The sequence below is a fragment of the Tenacibaculum xiamenense genome (assembly GCF_964513065.1).
GTDB classification, from domain to species: Bacteria; Bacteroidota; Bacteroidia; order Flavobacteriales; family Flavobacteriaceae; genus Polaribacter; species Polaribacter xiamenense.
On sequence record NZ_CAZEQU010000039.1, the window covers coordinates 53559 to 70784 of the forward strand.

Genomic DNA, 17226 nt, shown 5'->3' on the forward strand with positions numbered 1-17226 from the left:
TTATGAAAAATGTTGATCAATAATAGTACATATTTGATGTTCAATAAATAGATGTACTTCTTGAATTATAGAAGTTCGATTTGAGTTAACAATAATGTTTTTATCAGAAACTTTATTTAATGCTCCACCTTTATTACCACTTAACCCGACTACAAAACAATTTATTTCTTTTGCGTACTTAAGAGCATTAATTACATTTTTACTTTCTCCACTTGTACTAATACCTATAACAACATCTTTTTCAGATGCTAGAGCTTTTAATTGACGACAAAAGACAGTTTCATATGAAAAATCATTGCTTATTGAGGTAAGTATTGAGCTATCTGTTGTCAAAGCAATTGCGGAAAGTGGAGGTCTTTTTTTGTTGTTAAAAGATCCAACTAATTCTGCAGCCATATGTTGTGCATCAGCGGCACTACCACCATTACCTAATAAGAGAATTTTTCCACCAGATTTTAAACGATGTATACATTCGTTTGCAACAAAATTAATGTCATTTTGGTAAGAGCTAATTGTTTCTTTTAATACTAGAATATGCTCCTCTAGGTTTTCTAATATCATTGTTTTATTTTATTAATAATCTCTGTTGTACTTTTTCCTTCAATAAAGTCTAATACCTTAGTTTCTTCGGCGATCTCACTGCCAACAATATCTGAATTTTTGTAGTCTCCTCCTTTTACTAAAATATTGGGTTTTATTAAATTAATTAGCTCATATGGAGTTTTTTCATCAAAAACAACTGTGTAATCTACTTGCTTTAAGGAATTTACTAAGTAAGCTCTGTCGAATTCCGAATTTATTGGGCGTTTATCTCCTTTTAATTGTTTAACTGATTTGTCTGAGTTTATTCCTACAATTAAAATATCACCAAGTTTTTTTGCATTTTCGAGGTACTTTATATGCCCTAAATGAAGAATGTCGAAGCATCCATTTGTAAAAACTATCGATTTATCCTGTTGCTTTAGTTGATCGGTAATTACTTTAATTTCTTTTGTTGTTTTAATGGAGTATTGTAGTGAATAGATTTCTTCAATTGTAGTGGTAGCAACTCCCATTTTTCCTACTACTACCCCCGCAGCTAAATTAGCAAACCGAATGGCATCTTCAATGGAATCTCCATGAACTAATTTATAGGCTATAGCGGCAATTACCGTATCTCCAGCTCCTGTTACATCAAATACTTCTTTTGATTTGGTTGGGAAAATTTTCAAGCTTTCATTATAAAGGGCAATACCATCCTGACTAAGAGTTATAATTGAGGCAGATAGTCGATAATCAGTTTTTAATTTACGAATTGCTTTTAGTAAAGTATTACTTTCACTATTAAGGTTAAAACCTGTTATAGAGAACGCTTCTTTTTTATTTGGAGTTAATAAATAAGCTCCTGTATATTTTAAGTAATCGTTACCTTTAGGGTCAACTAAAACTTTAATGTTTTTTTTATTGGCAGCTGTAATAATTTGCTGAGATACTTCTTTTGTTAAAACTCCTTTATTATAATCAGAGAGTATTATGATATCATAATTATTAACAATTTCATTGAAAATTTTTATAATTTTATTAATACTATCTTCACTAATTTCGTGGGTGTCTTCTTTATCAAACCTTACAATTTGTTGGCTAGAAGATAAGATTCTGGTTTTTTTCGTTAAAGCTCGTTTTTCTTCAAAAACCAAATAATTAGTACTTATATTTTTTTCTTTAAACAATTTATTGAGTATTAGAAAATCTTGATCTTTACCAATTACGCTTATTATATCTGCTTTTCCTCCAAATGATAATAAATTATTAACTACATTTCCCGCTCCTCCTAAAACTGTTGTTTCCTTTTTAATTTTTACAATTGGGACAGGAGCTTCGGGAGATACACGGTTTGTACTACCAATTAAATAATGGTCTATAATAATGTCTCCAATGACCAAAATATTCTTCATTACTTGCTAATCCATTTAAATGTTTCTTTGATATATGGAAGATAATCCTTTATACCCTCTTCTAAATTATAACTGGGTGTATAATTCAAAAACTCTTGGCTCAAACTAATGTCAGCCCTAGTATCTATTTGATATTCCTGATAAGGATTTTCAAAATAAGAGATACTCAAATCTGTATTCAATTCTTTTTGTAAGATTTCAACGATATTTTGAAAACTTCTATCCATACCACTACCAATGTTATATATGCCGCTTCTTTGAGAATTACTTGCTAATATACATGCTTTAACAACATCTTTTATGTAAACGAAATCGCGCATTATTTTATCTGATTCATTAAATAGACGAGGCTTTTTACAAGCTAAAATTTGATGTCCTAGTTGTATTATCATAGATGCGGTATTACCTTTAAAATATTCCTTTTCTCCATAAACATTAAAAAAACGAAGACCAATAATTTTTATAGACGGATTTTTTTTAACGAAATAAGAAGCTATTTGATCCATTGCATATTTCGAAAAACCATAAGGAGTATTTGGGGTTTCATTTCCTATTTTTTGAGGAGATGGAGACAGACCATATACTGAGGCTGAACTAGCGTATACCAATTGAGCCTGATGATTCTTAGCAATGTATAAAAGTTTATAAAAACTGTTGACATTAGTTCTCATAATAGTCTCCTGTTCATAAATACGCGTATTAGAGATAGCTGCAAAATGAAAAATGTAATCTATGTCATAATAATTGAGACTCCTTAAATCATCGTCGTTAGAAATATCTCCGCAAATAATATTCCCTTTAAACCCGATCAAATTTTTGTAATGACCAAAACTCTTTGGATTATGCTCAGAATTTATATCCTCTTTTCTAAATATATCGAAAATAATAATATTGCTTTGAGGATAGTTGTTTTGTATAAAAAACGCTACGTTTGAACCTATAAAACCAGCTCCCCCTGTAATTAGAATAGTTTTATTATTAAAACTGTGCTTCATGTATTTTAATTTTTATTTATTTGTGGGGTTTAGGTAATACAACTATCTATGAATTTAATAGAAGGTAAAATAAAGTTAGCTTTACTGTTTTTTTTATCAATTTCTTGACCACTCTCAACTAAGACGGTATTTGTGATACCAAAATTAATAGCGGTGTCTATATCACTTTCTTTATCGCCTATTAACCAAGATTCTTTTTTTATTATATTATACTTTTTATTTATTGTTTCAAGCATGCCTGTATTAGGTTTACGACAAGTGCACAGATCTAGTGGCTTGTGTGGACAATATAAAACGTCAAGGATATTTACGTTCTCATGGCTGAATTTATCTAGCATCCAATTATTTACTACGTGAAAGTCATAATCACTAAAATACCCTCTTCCAATTCCAGATTGGTTAGTAATAATCACCAAGGAAAAACCTAAACTTTGCAAGTATCTAAAACTCGTAAAGACACCATCGATGAATTGAAAGTCTTCAATTTTATCTAAATATCCGACATCTTTATTTATTACACCATCTCTGTCTATAAATACTACTTTCATAATTTTTTCATATTGAGATATAAATTCTGTTTTTTCTATTCGTAAAGTTTAAACATAGATTTTGGATAAAAAAATGTGCGATAGCTTAGGTGTTAATTACTATCTAAAGTTAGAATTATTTTTAAGGTTTTTAATAGAATAATACAATCAAGTTTTAAAGAATGATTATTTACATAATATAAATCATGTTCTAATTTTTTCAAATTATCTTTGGGAGTCGCTCTAGGTAAGCAAACTTGCGCTAACCCTGTAATTCCAGGTTTAATTTTATGTCTCAGTGAAAAAGAGGGGGTTTGTTTTAAAAATTGTTCAACATATTGAGGCTGCTCGGGTCTAGGACCAATAATCCTCATATCACCGATAAAAACATTAAAAAGTTGAGGAAGTTCATCTATTTTCGTTTTCCTTAGAAGCTTTCCCAAGAAGGAAACTTTTCTTTTTTGAACACTGCTAATTGTTTTAATTTTTAGAATAGAAAAAAGCTTACCGTTCTTACCAACTCTTATTTGAGAGAATATAGGATTTTCTTTCAAATCTAAAAAGCTAATTAAACAGCCTGCTAAGAATAAAGGAAAGGTAACAATGATTAGTATCATGGCAAATAATATTTCGCCGCATCTCGATAGTTTGCCTTTTTCTTCAGTTTTAAAACTTAATAGTAAACTTTCCATATTTTCAAGATGTTAAAGGTTCTCGAATATATATGTTTTAAGTGAAATTAATGTAAAAAATGTTGTAAAGTTAATTCATACATTAAGAATGGACTATTTATTCATGAATAGGTTTTAATAGTTTTTTTGAAAATAAATATTCACAAAACTAACAAGTGCAGTAAACTATTTTATCATTAAAACCCAAACAAACCAGTATAACTTGGAATAAGTTGTACGTATACTTTGTATTCAGGTTCTTCGTTATTTTTAATAGTGAATTTGAAGTGACTTAAGCTTCGTCTATAATTACAGTTTTTTATTGATATTTTACTAAAAGTAAGGATGTCCTTTATTGCCTCTATTTTTTTTGAAGAGCAGACTTTTTTTTCTACAAAATCAGAAAGTAAAAGATCTGAATATTGAGTTCCTTTTTTTAAATGTAGTTCGATACCAATGGTAGGTTTCAATATCTCTGCGAATTCCAGAGCAACACTTATATAATCTAAAGAATAATGCTCGTGTAAATGATCTTTTAAAAGCTCTTTATTTCCTGTCCATTCAACTTTATCTAAATAGGAAAGAAGTGACGTTTTGTTAAACCCTCTAATATATAATCGTGTTGTTTTATTGCTTTTTCTTGAATGCATTACACCAATATGTTCAATGTATTGATTCTTTTCCAAAGCATTTTGGCAAGTCTCCAGTATTTTGAAATTATCTGCATTAACATGTTGAAAACTCAAAACACTAACTATTTTTTTTAGCTTATCAATTGTCGAAATTTCAGGCTTTAAACTGATAAACAAACTAGGAATATTATTAGTCTCTTGCCCATCAAGATCAATCTCCAACCAAAAGCTTTTAATTGAATTATCACTTGCTTTTAGTTCTAAACAACTACTTAGCCATTTTTTAATTTCTTCATTTTTGTAAATATTTAGAGAGTGTTTTTTTAAAAACTCAATGTCTTCCTCTTGATCAAACGCAATAGCTAAATCTACTTGGTCATTTTTCTCTGATAGGCGAAATTCAAAAACATATGACAAATGTTGCCTAGGATAAAAATAAGAAAGTTGCTTTTCCAATCTGCTAGCACCCAAAGAAGAAACCATACATTTTTCCCCAACGGGAAAAATATATGGAATCAATTTATTTTTATCTTTTGTTACCAAGTTTTAGGCTCTACTAAATTATCAAATAAAGTTTCTAATTCAGCTTCCGAGGCTGGATAGCTTGATTTTTGAACAAGCGTATCAATTAAATGTTGACTCATTTTTGGGTCAATTAACTTTTGAACTCCTTCGATATACTCTATAAAAGCTTCGCGGTATTTCTTAGCATTTTCTTCTGAAGATCTTAATTTAATAGCAAGGTTAGCAAAGGTATTCTCTTTATCTTTTGCTACTTCGTTAATAAAGGCGATAAAAGCATCTTGATCAGATGATGTCCAAGTGTATCCCCAAATTAAACCTGTTGTAGAGGTTCCAATTACTTTGTTAACAGCCCACCAATTTGAGTCTAAGTTTCTGATGTCAGAAAATATAGCCGAATACATTTTTTCCGCTGCTTCTTTTAATGGAATGTTTGCAGTTATTAGTTCAACAATTTTATCTTGGTAATATAGAATATCTCCTTCATTACCATTTTGAACTGCCTTAGCTAATTGTTTTTCAAAACCTTTCATTGTTGTTTTGGTTCCGTTCGTGTCATTAGCTAAGATCTGCATAAAGTTAATTAACGCACGATTAATGTCATTTGTAGATGGTGTTAGTGTTTCAGTTTCTTGTACTGCTTGTGTTTGCATAATATATTAAATTTAAAATTTAACTGGTTAGGCTTATTAAGTTAGACTCTTCAGGAAGGTTAAATAAGGTGGTTTTTTCAATATGATCTATGAGTTCCTGTGATAGTCCCATGGTATCTAATAAAACTGTTTTGATTTCCTCTCTGTTAAGCGTAACTTTTTTTACATTGTTTTTAGTTTTAGTGTATAAGGTGTCTCCAATAATTGTGTTAATACCAAACTCATTATTTTTTTTAATATAAACACAGTCATTAAATAAACTATTGGTATAACTTTCTTTATGAGCGTTATAAAGATCTTCTGTTGAAAATGTGTTGTTGTAAATAGCACATTTCATAAGGTCCTTTTTTGAAGGGAACTCGAAAAATATTGAGCGTTTTTCTCCTTCATCCATTAGTTGAATTGAATGTGGAGCATTGTCAATAGTTTTTGGAGTAAGCTCAATAGGTGTTTCATTTGATATTGATGTATCAACGATGAATTCTTTGCCATTATTAGTTGTAACGATTAAGCTTCCATGATTTACCATTCCCATGTCTCCCATGGATCCACCTACAATTTTTGTCTGAAACCCAAGTTCTTCTAATAAATATTGTAAGGCATTCGTTGTCGTCCAACATGTTCCTCCAACACCGTGTTCTAGCCAAGCTTCGAAAAAAGCACTAGGATCAATTTGGTCTTTACTAATAAATGGAGTTTTCTCCAGTTCAAGACGTTTCCAAAAGTTGTCAAAAGGAATGTTTCTACACCAAGCTTGATATATTTTTTTTAGTCCTTCTTCATTACATTCTATAGTTGTTATGTTAAAACGACTTAGAATTTTTCTTATAATTGCTGAGGAGGTTATTGTTTCTATGCTCATACTTTTATTTAAGTTGGGTATTTATATTATCATCAATTAATTTGAAGTTTTTTCTATAGAGTTTTTGAGAGTCCTTTTCTTTTGTAAGAAAGCTAAAAAATTCATTGGATACAAATGACTTGATCCAGTTTGCTCTTTGACTTTCGGCTATTTTTAGTGATTTGTTGAATGTATTAAACGCCTCTTCCTTTCTGTTTAAATTATAGAGTGCTTTTGCTTTAAAGCAATAGGCATAAGCAAGAGCGTAGGTTATTTTGTTTTTTTCAGCAAAAAGAATTGATTCATCTGTTATTTTCAATGCTTTTTTATATACTTTATTTCTTAACAAAATACTTACTTCAATAAGGTTATAATAAGGAATTGAAGAAGTTTTTGGAGCCCATTTTTTTCTCGCTTCTTGGAAATGTAAAAACGATTTTTCATCACCAGATAAAGCTAATGAAGCAGTATTATTTAAATGAATAGCACTTTCCCAATAAGGGAATGATCCTTTTTGTCCAAATAAAAAGATTTCGTTATTTAGCTCGTTGAATAACGATTTAGTCTGCTCATCTAGATTAGAGAATGAGCACAGATAAAGATAGAGTCTTGATGTTTGAGCATAGGCTCCCATGGTTAAATTCGACCAGCGATAAGATTTAGCTTGACTCAAAGCATCCTTCATCAAACCAATGGACTGCTCGGTTTCTCCTAGAAATAATCGAGATAAAGCTTCAAAACTCATACATACCACATACGGATCTAAGCCGTCTAAAATAGGTTTTCGTTTTCCAGTACTTTCATCATAACAATGATAGCAATTATGACAAGATTGGATACATTCTTTAAACTGACCATTGAAAAATTGTGTTTGACTTAAACAATCATAAGCTTGTGCTAAATAATTAGAATCTCCAATTGCTTGTGACGTTTTTTTCATTTCTTCAGCAAGCAGGAACATTTGGGAAATATTTCCCTCGGTACATTCGTATACCCACATACCTTTTGCTAGTGCAAACTTTACTTTATTCGTAAAATTGGTTTCTTTAGCTAAAGACTTTACAATTCTATAGTTCTCTATGATTTCTGGGTGTTTCCATCCTGATTTATACGTTAGAACGGCTGCTTTGTGAATTCTTAATTCGGCTTCTTCGAGAGGAATATAATCTCTAGAGTTTTCACTTTTTAATTTTTCATTTATCTGAAGTGCTTTATCAGTAAGATAAATAGATTCGGATTGCCCTAGCTTTTTTAACAATTCTAAGTTAGCTGCTTCTTTATAGAAGTTTATGGCGTCCTTATATTCTTCTGCCTGATGAAAATGATATGCCAATCGCTGAATGTTCTTTTCACGAAGCGTTCTTGGATAGCTTCTAATATTTTCTCCAACTCTCTTGTGTATTTCTCTTTTAGGAAATTTAGCTATACTCTCAAATGCAGCATCTCTGATTAAGTCATGTTTGAAAATATAATCTTCATCATTTTCTGAATTGTTATAAATAATATTTGCCCTTTTCAGTATTTCAAGATCATCTTTAACAAAACTTTCTTTTTTTAATGATGAATTAACGAGCAGATTATATGAAAACTCTCTACCAATAATTGCTGCAATTTGAGCTGTTTCAATGGCTAAACCAATATTTTTTAATCTCGATTGAAGCAATCCAGTTAAGGTGGAAGGGATGTTTAAATTTTCAACTCTCTCTGATAGCTCATATGTGTTGTTTTTCTTTTGTATAAGATTTTTCTCGGCCAACATTGTGGTTAACTCTTCCGCATAAAGAGCGATTCCATCAGTTTTACCATAAATAAGATCTAATATCTCATCATTAATTTTAGCATTAAGTGAGCTTTCTGCTAAACTCTTAATGGCAACTTTTTTCAATGGAGATAATGCAATTTCTTTAACTGAATTTTCTTCAGGAGAAAAGCATGGTTTGGATCTAGACGAAAGTAATAGAAAACAATTAGTTTTAATATTTTTCGAAATGAATTGCTCAATAAAAATTTCACTAGTGGGATCAATCCAATGAATGTCTTCTATTATGATTAGAAAGTTTTCGTCACGATCAATACTTAAAAATAACTCTTGAAGCAGGTTTAAAACGAACTCTCTTTGGTTTTCTGGTGGTATAGAACTGGTTTTTTCAGTTTCATAAGAAATAGAAAACCAAGAGCATAAAATGGGAAGTGAAACCTCAATATCGGAGTTTATTAACTGGATAGCTTGCTCTAGCTTTTCGATAGTCTTTTTTTGTGTGGTGGTTTCGTCAATCTTTAAATATTTTTTTAACAGATTGAAAATAGGGTAAAGTGTATCGTTTTGATGTTCTGGTAGGCATTGACAATGGAAAACAAGATTATTCGTTCTTGTTACTGCTGATTTAACTTCAAATATAAGCCTAGATTTACCTATACCTGCTTGCCCCGAAACAAAAACGGTGTTGGTCAATTCTTTTGATTTCCAATGTTGGAATATTTCTTCGAACTCTTGTTCTCTTCCTTGAAGTGTTTTTTGGGTTGAATTAAACTCAGATTCTTTTTCTTGTATTTTTTTAGAAACTAATTCATAAGCACTTTTACATGGTTTCAGTATAAAATGCTTTTCAAATAGTTTCTTTGAATTGTTATGTATTAAAATTTGTTGTTCGTCTGAATCATGAAGCAACTTTAACGACTCGTTCAGAATTAAACCTTTTGGAATTTCATTTTTGTTAGATAAAAGTGTGCCAGAATGAATAGCCGCTTTAACATTTAAAACCAACTTTTCCTCAATAAATAAAAGGTTTTTGGAGTTGTTAAAGTAATTAAGAGTTTCTACAGCACAGGCTCCCGTCATTCTTATATCATCATCTCCAATATGTGGATATCCAAAGTAAACAACAATAATGTTCGCTACTTGTTCAGCTACGGAGCCACCATATTTAGTTACAATGTCAATGCAATTATTAATCTGATTTTTTTGAATAATATCGAATGTTTCTAAATCTATAACCTCATCAGCTTTGGTATCAAGATCTATTTGAATACAAAGAACAGATAAAAAACGTTTTTCCGCTTTTATATGCTGCCAACCGAGTGGATTTGCTATAGTTAAATAATCCTCTTCTTGAGAATTAAGTGAGACTTCATTCTGAGAAATTACTAATGTTTCTAAGTTAACATCCAAAAACTCTTGATAAATTCGTTTTGGGTCTCCAGCTCTTAAAGAAGGAGTTTTTGTTAAAACTTTTCTCAATATTGAGCCTACAGGGTGTTTTATAATATGAGAAGGTAATGGTATATGATCATTGCTAAGTTGAAGTTGTAAAACATGGGAAATACTTTCTCCTTGAATAGCCATTTCACCTGTTAAACATTCAGCTAAAATTAAACCCCATGAATACAAATCAGACTTTATAGAAGGGGTTTCACCTCTTAACTGTTCGGGTGAGCAGTAGTTAGGAGTTCCTTCAATATTACTCGATTGAAAAATTTTCTTTTTTTGATTGTACTTGTCGTTTTCAGAAAAAGTTCCAGTTCCAAAATCTAATATTTTTACATGTTTTCGTAAACCGCCATCTAGAACCATTATATTTTGTGGCTTTAAATCACAATGAATTATACCTTTTTCAAAGGCATGATTTATTCCATCAAGCAGTTGACACATAATTTCTTTTACTAAAGAAAAAGTGCGAAGTTTTTCATCAATAATGATATCCTTTAAACTAATACCATTAATATATTCAAATACAAAAAAAGGCTCGTTTTTATTAGTAATCCCTTTGTCAAGAAGTTTTACGATATTAGGATGATTCATTTTTGAATACAAGAGTGCTTCTTTTTCAAAATGATCCATTGGGAATACGTAATCCTTGCGATTAACACCTTTTGGAGGCTTTAGTAACTTTACAGCAACTATTTGACCAGTACTAATTTGTTTTGCTTTGTATATAATACCATAAGTACCTTCTCCAATAATTTTTTTAAGCTCATAAATATTGGCTAAGTGAGGTGCGATTTTTCTGACAGGGAATTCCTTCATTTAAACTTAAAGAATGGATTAATTAAAAAAGTTGACACTTTTTCAAAAATAATTATCTATCGCTTAAGCAATAGATAAATGAGATTCTTGTGAAATATTAAACAAAGGGTGTGCGAAACGAATTCTTCCTTTTTTTCGTTCTATAACTTCTGAAAATAAGTAACCATAGGGCTTCAAACCAAAAAGCTGCTTTCTAAATCTATGAATCAAAATATTAATATAATATTCGTCAACAGTTTTATATAATTCTTTGGAAAGTTGAGATACTAGGTTTTCAACATCCAGCCAACCGCAATTGTTAGTTAGACTATCTTCTTTCGAGTCAGAAAATCTTTTTCTAGCGAGAATTAAAAGTAAATGATGATGACTTCGTTCTCCTAAATCAAGTTTAAGCCCATCGATCGTAATATTTACTTGAACACTTTCTTCATCTTCGCTAACTTTAAACTGGAATTCGGCTTGATCTACCAGATTTCTTGTATCAATGGTAGCATCAAGTGGTTCGTTTTCAACGAACAACCAGTTGTCATTATTTAGCCTATATGTTTTTTCATGCTCAAACTTTATAGAGTAAGATTCAGTTTCAGCCTTCCAGCACATATCACTCGAATAATAGAAAAGAATTTCTTCGTTTTCATCATTTGTTATTTTTTCAAAATTTCCCAGTTCCATAATCGTTTCTGGGTTTGATAATGAAACTAAATAGCTAACAGGTGGATTGAGATTTACTACTTGATATTTGGTTGATTCATCTCTACCAAATTGAATAATATCGTTTTCTTTTAATTTCGTTGAAGCGTGATGAAAGTACTTCTTAGAAATGAGAGTTCCATTTCGACTGCAATCCTGTAAATACCAGTCTCCGTTTTTCCATTCTATTACAGCATGTGATTGAGAAATGTCGTTTTCAGCTATATGTATTGTAGAAACTTTTTTGTTTCTGCCAATTCTATTTTGGGTATGAAGTATAATAGCTTTATTAGAATGTATGCATTTAATAATTGCCATAGGGTTTGAGGGGATAATAGTTAGTACTAGTTTCCTTAAATTTGGTTAAAAATTAAAAAACTTCAAGGGTCGTAACCAAAGTTAATGAAAGTAAGTAAATATTACAAGTAATTGTTTAATTTTGAAAACTTTGCGTTTTGTTAATCAAGTTAATGATTAGATTTTAAACGTTTGTTTACTTACTTCAAAACGAAGTGTTTATACTAAATAACAATACACTTTCAAAAACTCATGTTTTTACAAATTTAACTAGAAATTTTCATTTTTTTCTTTTTAAAATTAAAGAAAGCTTAGATGTCTTTTTGCATTATTTGTTTATGGTTTTGGTATTCAAGTTTTTGTAATTATATAAAGAAAAAGGATAATTTTATTGAAGAAAATAACTAGTGAAATTAACGTTACTTTGAAGTTTTTTAGGGTAATAAATTAAAATAAAACCCCAAATACATTTATTTAATCAGTATTTGGGGAATTTTTATCTCTTTATGTTAGAGAGAGTAGTAGTTAGTTTTCAAAGCTGTTTTTTAATTCATCAGTAAGTAAAGGTTTGGTTTTAACATAAATTGATAAAAGGAAATAAGGGGTATTAATAAATATATAAATAGGCATAATAATAGGGAGATAAGTTGAAAATAAAACCTTAGTAGTTTGAAAAGTATATTATCAGAAAATAGCTTAATGTTTGTGAAAAATAAGAAGTAAAGAAACTTAGGTATAAAAGACTATTATTTTAATTGAACCTATATGTAGTTAATTCTCAGGTATTTTTTATTTTTATATCAGGATATGGAACTTATATCAAAGTAAGAAGGGAAAACTTTTAGTACGAAAGATAAATAATATGGGGAATGGGTTTTTTTCATCCTTGTTAATTGCTGGCGCAATTCAAGGTTTTGCATTTAATGTATTTACAATATCAAAGCAGAAAAAAGTTAGTAAGGTAATTTTATATTTAAATCTAACTGTGTTTTTTCTATCTCTCAATAACCTTCAAGCTTGGTTAATTGACAAGGGCTATGGAGTAAATAACTATTTTATTCAGCAGTTTGAGGTGCCGTGGTACTTGTTGCTATTTCCTATGTTTCATATGTTTCTACTTCATTATTTGAAGGTAGAAGATAGAGGCAATCGTGTTTTATCTTTTTTTCTAGCTGTCTTTTTTATTGAACTAATAGTACGTTCAGCATTTATAATTCATTCTTATTTTTTTACTAATAATTTAGATGAAACCTTTATTCAAGTATACGAGAGAGCTGAAGAAGTTTTTAATGCTATTATTGGCATTGGGATAATCAGTAAATCAGCATATTTAGTATTCAAGCAAAAAGAACTTTATACATTCATTACAGATTACGATGATATTTATTGGATTAAGATATTTTTGAAACTAGGAGGTCTTGTACTTTCGTTTTGGGTTTTTGCCATTTTTATTAATAATATTACTGGAAGAAACTGGGCCTATTTACCATTAAGATTAGGAACTTCTATGTTATTATACTGGATAGGGTACCAAGGTTTTTTTAGATACAGAATTGTAAAAGATAGAATATCTTTAAGAAACCATTTAATTAATGAAGGAAATGATAAAAACATAATTCCCGATAGAAAGAAATCACCAGTAACAAAGCACGAAAAAGATTTTGATAAAATTCATAGTTATATTTCAGAAAACCAACGTTTTCTGGACCCTAAATTAACTATGAATATTTTAGCAGATGAATTAAAAATGAGCCCTAGCCATTTTTCAAAAATAATTAACGGACAAAGTAGTTCGAATTTTTCGGATTACATAAACTCTTTTCGAGTAGAGCAAGCGAAGAAACTACTTTCGGATAGTCATTTTGGAAATTACACTATAGCATCAATTGGTTTAGAATGTGGCTTTAATTCAAAGTCTACATTTTATTCTGCCTTTAAAAAGATGACCTCTATAACACCAACGGAGTTCAGAAAAATGAATTAAATATTTAATATTGTCCGATATCATTTAAAAACATCCGATTTTATATAATTTAGATAATTCCGGACGTTCAAGTTTTTGATTTGTAGTAGTTTAGGTTTGTGAAATTAAAACTATTAACTAATTTAACTATGAAGAAAAAACTATTATTCATTATTACATTTCTTATTTGTAGCATTGGATATGCTCAAATAACAATTGAAAAGAGCACAGAAAAAAGCTTGGATCAAATGTTGAAGAAAGTTGACAAAACAAACTTAAAATCTGGAGTATTGTTAAATAGGTCAATGAACTTCTCAAAGATTCATTTATTTAATTCTGATGAAAACGATAAGCCAGCTAATTTTGCCTATATGAGGCAGGCTTTGCTTGATCTTCACAATGCTTCAAAAGGACAAAAATTTATTTCTTATACGGATTTAAAGGAAAAATTAAAGAAAAGTAAAGAAGCTGAAAATGTTGTGTCATTAGGGTTGGTTAATGCCGATTTTGAAACCTTGAATTTTTCCGAAAATTCAAAGAAAGAAAGTGGCTTAAAACTTAAAGATGATTCGTTTACTCAGGTTGAAGGGAAGAAACCGTTCATTTCCCATCATAGTTTACTTATAGCTCCAATGAAAGAAGCGGTAAAAGGAAATTCAATTGAGTTTAGGTTTTCTAAAGAACATTGGTATGAGAATTCAAATAGAAAAATTCAAAGTTTAACTCTGTTATTTGATGATCATAATTCCGTTGAATTGATTACCAATGGAAAGATTGTTAGAAATTCAATAAATCATTCGTTTAAAACTACTGGGGTAAAAACGTTGAATTTCAAAACTACATTTACCAATGGTGAAACAAAAAATACAAAAGGTAGTTTATATGTAATTACGGATGATGCACTTAGAAGATTATCCCCTTCAAGAAGTGGATGTAATTTGGGTGGCGCTATTGAAAATGGAACAGTAACCGCGGATATTTCATTTAGAGGTTATGATGAGCCATCTCCAATATATGGTAAAATCGATTACAGAATATTTTTTAGAACAAGTGGAGGAAATACGTCTAGTACTTTGCGAAAGCCTGTAATTATTATTGACGGTTTTGACCCTCAAGATCGTAGAAGAATTCAGGATGCCGATTGTGCGGCGGATCCCACATGTGCTTCAAGATACATTTCTGGTGGTCAGTTTAGCGCGGAGGAGCATCGTTCTATCAAAGATATGATGAATTATCGCGATTCTAATGGGGCACAACAAAACTTAATTTGTGTTTTAAGAAGTTTAGGGTACGATGTTGTCATTGTAAATCATGCTACCTATACTTCAGGAGGAAGAACCATTGATGGTGGGGCGGATTATATTGAAAGAAATGGACTAAACTTAACTAGATTAATTAGAAACTTAAATACAAGGTTATCCAATAATGGATCGAATGAAGGCTTAGTAATTGTTGGACCAAGTATGGGAGGGCAAATTTCTAGATATGCTTTATCTTATATGGAAAAGAAATATGCGCAAACCAATCAATCGCAATGGAATCATAATACACGTCTGTGGGTAAGTGTTGATAGTCCACATTTAGGAGCGAATATTCCATTAGGTTTACAAGCTTTAATTAATCAAGTAAAAGGCGATAGTTCTGCAGCGCAAGATTTTGCAGATAACCAATTAGGTTCAGCAGCGGCAAAGCAACAATTGATTGAGCAATATAATGGAACAAGTGGAAGTTACTTGAATGCAAGAACTGTCTCGCAAGGGTATTCATATTCAAGAGGTGCACCATTTTTTAAGAACTTCTATAATAATTTATTTAACAATGGGTTGCCAGGATCAAAAGGTTATCCTCAAAACTTACGCAAAATATCGCTGGTTAATGGATCTATGAAAGGGTCAAGAGCTTACGAGAATCCCTTCACAGGAAATGTCAATGATGCTTTTGCAAATCATAGTCAACAAACCGTAAATTTAAGAGCGTTTCAACGTATAATTACAGCAACCGTTCATATTGGTAGCATTGAAACTTATTTCTTGCCAAATACTTCTGGGTATGGTAAAATATCAAGGTTCAAAAAAGCTTTTAATGATACAAGTATTTATACAAGTAACAATAACAATCGTGGGAACATGGATAATGTTCCAGGAGGGTGGTTTCCTGGTCAATATGAATTAGCAGCTCCTGTTTTAGGAACAAGCCCGGTAGGAGTTAATGGAAGTTTTTGGACATCTTTTGAAGATGCATTTGATAATATAGTTTCTGGGTTATTAAATCTGCTTGGTGGAAACTATTGGAGTTTAAGAACATTAAAACATTCACACTCGTTTATTGCGTCATTTTCAGCCATAGGGCACTTAAGCCCAGATAGAAGTTGGGCAGGACGTTTAGATAAGAATTTAGTGTGTCAAAACTTAACTCCATTCGATTCGTATTTTGGTCATGATAAAAATACCCAGCATACAAGTTTTAATAATGAAAGTGTACCATGGCTATTAGCCGAGTTGGCTGGAAATGCACAAGCACCATATTTTCCAGTGAATGTGAGTAATTTAGTGGGGACTTCAACAATTTGTAGAAACGAAACAAAAACATATACATTTACTAGTTGTTCAACACCAGGGAATGTACAACAATGGACAAGCTCATCTAATTTACCAATTATTAGTAGTACAGGGAATTCGGTAACAATTAGACCGCCTGCGGATAATAGAACTTCTGGGTGGATTAAAGCAAGATTTAGCAATGGAGTAACTGTTCAGAAGAACATTTGGGTAGGAAGACCTGGAAGTCCAGCAAGTATTTCAGGACCAACAATAGTAAACACTGGAGCACTAGTACGATACAATGCAGGAGTCGCTCAAGGAGCTACAAGTTATGTTTGGTGGTTGCCGTACCCTTTTGATGTATCAAGCCCTATTGATTATTTTGCTCAGAACTGGCAAATGGCGCCGACAAATCATCGAAATTTAACAGCCATGACTGGATATGCAAAGAACAATGGTTTGGTACAGGTAATGGGTAATAACCGTTGTGGTAGAGGAGGAGCTAAATATTTAAGTGTTTCTCATGCGTCATCGGGTGGTGGCGGTGGTCCAGGAGGAGGAGGTCCTGGAGGAGGTGGAATTCCAAGAATAGGTCCTCAAGGTCCTAAGGATGCACCTGTTTTAAGAGTCTATCCGAATCCGGCAACGGAATCAATTTTTGTGAATCTACCGAAAGTTGAGCAGGATGAGGTTTTTAATATTATAGTTTCTGATTTATCAGGAAGAGTAATTTATCAGAGAGAAACTATTAATGAAAGAGCTTCTCTTGACGTATCTAAGTTTTCGAGAGGGTACTATATTGTTAGTGTGACAAGTGAGCATCAACAATTAAATAAAAAGATTTCTGTAAAATAGAATCTTGTTTTCTAGGCTGGTAATGCATTGATTTTTGCCAGCCTTTTGAAAACTAACTACTTATAGTGACTAATTAAAAATC

At 31.0% G+C, this 17226-nt stretch carries 12 protein-coding genes; 2 read left to right on the forward strand and 10 right to left on the reverse strand.

What is annotated here, in order from left to right; translation table 11 throughout:
- From ACKTTV_RS18010 to ACKTTV_RS18055, 10 genes are all read right to left on the reverse strand, one after another.
- On the reverse strand, positions 1 to 561 hold the full coding sequence (locus tag ACKTTV_RS18010; protein WP_408032266.1) for a D-sedoheptulose-7-phosphate isomerase: 561 nt from the start codon (positions 559 to 561) through the stop codon (positions 1 to 3).
- Positions 558 to 1934, reverse strand: a complete 1377-nt coding sequence (gene rfaE1 / locus ACKTTV_RS18015; protein ID WP_408032267.1) for a D-glycero-beta-D-manno-heptose-7-phosphate kinase — start codon at positions 1932 to 1934, stop codon at positions 558 to 560. The genes ACKTTV_RS18010 and rfaE1 overlap by 4 nt, the downstream gene beginning before the upstream one ends.
- Positions 1934 to 2929, reverse strand: a complete 996-nt coding sequence (gene rfaD / locus ACKTTV_RS18020; RefSeq protein ID WP_408032268.1) for an ADP-glyceromanno-heptose 6-epimerase — start codon at positions 2927 to 2929, stop codon at positions 1934 to 1936. The genes rfaE1 and rfaD overlap by 1 nt, the downstream gene beginning before the upstream one ends.
- 29 nt (positions 2930 to 2958) lie before the next feature.
- Positions 2959 to 3477 (reverse strand): D-glycero-beta-D-manno-heptose 1,7-bisphosphate 7-phosphatase, encoded by a 519-nt coding sequence (gene gmhB / locus ACKTTV_RS18025; protein ID WP_408032269.1) that lies wholly within the window; start codon positions 3475 to 3477, stop codon positions 2959 to 2961.
- A gap of 92 nt (positions 3478 to 3569) precedes the next feature.
- Positions 3570 to 4148, reverse strand: coding sequence for a sugar transferase (locus tag ACKTTV_RS18030; protein ID WP_408032270.1), 579 nt, complete (start codon positions 4146 to 4148; stop codon positions 3570 to 3572).
- Between the two features lie 176 nt (positions 4149 to 4324).
- On the reverse strand, positions 4325 to 5278 hold the full coding sequence (locus ACKTTV_RS18035; protein WP_408032271.1) for a hypothetical protein: 954 nt from the start codon (positions 5276 to 5278) through the stop codon (positions 4325 to 4327).
- A gap of 17 nt (positions 5279 to 5295) precedes the next feature.
- Positions 5296 to 5934 (reverse strand): hypothetical protein, encoded by a 639-nt coding sequence (locus ACKTTV_RS18040; RefSeq protein WP_408032272.1) that lies wholly within the window; start codon positions 5932 to 5934, stop codon positions 5296 to 5298.
- Between the two features lie 19 nt (positions 5935 to 5953).
- A complete protein-coding gene (locus ACKTTV_RS18045) occupies positions 5954 to 6796 on the reverse strand; it encodes an arylamine N-acetyltransferase (protein ID WP_408032273.1) in 843 nt (280 codons plus the stop codon).
- Between the two features lie 4 nt (positions 6797 to 6800).
- Positions 6801 to 10799: a protein kinase domain-containing protein gene (locus ACKTTV_RS18050; protein ID WP_408032274.1), complete on the reverse strand. Its 3999-nt coding sequence runs from the start codon at positions 10797 to 10799 to the stop codon at positions 6801 to 6803.
- Between the two features lie 63 nt (positions 10800 to 10862).
- A complete protein-coding gene (locus tag ACKTTV_RS18055; protein WP_408032275.1) occupies positions 10863 to 11807 on the reverse strand; it encodes an FHA domain-containing protein in 945 nt (314 codons plus the stop codon).
- An 841-nt stretch (positions 11808 to 12648) separates the two neighbouring features.
- Between ACKTTV_RS18055 and ACKTTV_RS18060 the strand changes: the two genes are divergently transcribed.
- Both ACKTTV_RS18060 and ACKTTV_RS18065 read left to right on the forward strand, forming a co-directional pair.
- Entirely contained in the window at positions 12649 to 13770 is a 1122-nt protein-coding gene (locus ACKTTV_RS18060; RefSeq protein WP_408032276.1) for a helix-turn-helix domain-containing protein, read from the forward strand.
- Between the two features lie 128 nt (positions 13771 to 13898).
- Positions 13899 to 17144, forward strand: coding sequence for a T9SS type A sorting domain-containing protein (locus tag ACKTTV_RS18065; protein WP_408032277.1), 3246 nt, complete (start codon positions 13899 to 13901; stop codon positions 17142 to 17144).
- The last annotated feature ends 82 nt before the right edge of the window (positions 17145 to 17226 follow it).